General features: G+C 65.4%; 1 protein-coding gene. It reads left to right on the forward strand.

Annotated features, from left to right (window positions below; genetic code table 11):
• Positions 1–105: 105 nt before the first annotated feature.
• On the forward strand, positions 106–1,628 hold a 1,523-nt coding region (locus tag GY812_16925), incomplete at its 3' end, for a hypothetical protein (protein ID MCP4437169.1).

Here is a 1,628-nt window from a genome sequence, read left to right on the forward strand (position 1 = left end):
AGCAAGTCGCTCATTTACTCGCCCGAGGGCGACCTCTCGTGCGCGCCAGGCTGGCTCCGGGGCTCGCCCGCGCACCGCGACAAGGAGGGCAAACCCACGGAGCGAGTGGACTGCTTCAAGGCCGTCGGCACCTTCTTTCTTTGTTTGTTTGGCGACCCTGAAGCCTGCAAAAAGGAGCTCACCGCGCACCTCAGGAAGGATCTCGCGCCGCTCGACGTCATCGACACGATCGTCGACACTGACTGCGTCACGAACACCTCGCAGCTCCGCCTCAACCTCGTCCAACGGATTGCCTGCGCAAAGACCAAGTACATTGCCGGCATCACGCCGCCCAATGTCGCGTGCGACGCTCTCGAGTTTGCGCACAACCGCATCCGCAAGTCCTTTGAGGGCATTGCTCGCGCCGACGCCTCGCCCCAGGCGCTCCGCGACCTCGCGTGGCTCCAGGCGCAGCTGCCGACCGAGATGGGCGGGTGCAACATCGACACCGCCTTCACGCGAGCCGACAGCGACTTCTCCATGTCGCTCCTCAAGAACTGGCGCACCCTCGTCGCCCACAACCCCGACTTCGCCCTCGACGAGGCAGGTGCGTCCAAGTACCCCGCCATCGCCGCAGCTATCGCCACCTACGAGTCCGCCCTCTCGGACTGGAAGGAGGTGTGCGAGAAGCGCGCCGCCCGCGACAAAAACAAGTACCACACCGTCCGCGGCGGCTACCTGACTGAGTTCTACCCCAAGAGCGTCCCGCTCCCCGAGCCCGAGTCCCTTCCAGCTACCGACGCGATTCTCAATGGCACTTGCAAATCCACGTACCCGCGGCCGCGGGCGCTCGCTGCCATCAAGAATCACAAGGACTGGTACGCGCACCAGGAGCTCGTCAAGGCGCGGGATGTGCACGTCAAGAACAACCCGTCCCTCGGAGACAGCGCCGTCAACAACCGCGAAGCCGCGCGCTTCGTCTCCGCCTCAACGCCTTTCGCCGGCAAGGCCTTCGATGTCCGTGTCGACGGTACGTACGCCACCGCCCTCTCCTCCGACACCCTCCAGGACGAGCTCCAGCGGAAGCTCGGCCTTTGGCTCTCCGTGGCGCTTCCCACCCTTCGGGTCGCGCTCGAGCGGGGCATGCCAGTCGATTTCTTCGGCGACTACCTTTACAACAAGGCCCACCACCGGCGGCCCCACGACGGCGTCCTCGCCGCCTGGGCGGACGCGATGCGCGCCCCGGCCAACGCGCCGGTCGTGCACGGCGACAAGGAGAAACCAGAGCTCACCCGGCAGTACAACGAGGGGTACAAGACTGACCTCGCAGAACCCCACGCTGGGCCGGGAGGATGCGATGAAGTGAATGAAATCAAGCTCTGGACGCCCCTCCTCAAGACCTCCTCGCCGGGCGTTGGCAACGCCTCGAGTGGCGGCACGCCCGCCTCCGTTGGCCACTCCTACGCCTTCGGCAACACCGAAGAGAAGGCCCGCCGCCTAAACATGGGCTGCAAGGCGCGCGGGCAGCCCGGCCAACCCTTCTCCCACAAGACCGGCCACGGCTACGTCAAGGCGCATCGCGGTTTCTACCACGACGCGATCTTTGTCAAGCGCAACAACTTCAACCTGCTGCTCCACGAGACGTTCGG

This window comes from Actinomycetes bacterium (genome assembly GCA_024222295.1).
Classification (GTDB): Bacteria; Actinomycetota; Acidimicrobiia; order Acidimicrobiales; family Microtrichaceae; genus JAAEPF01.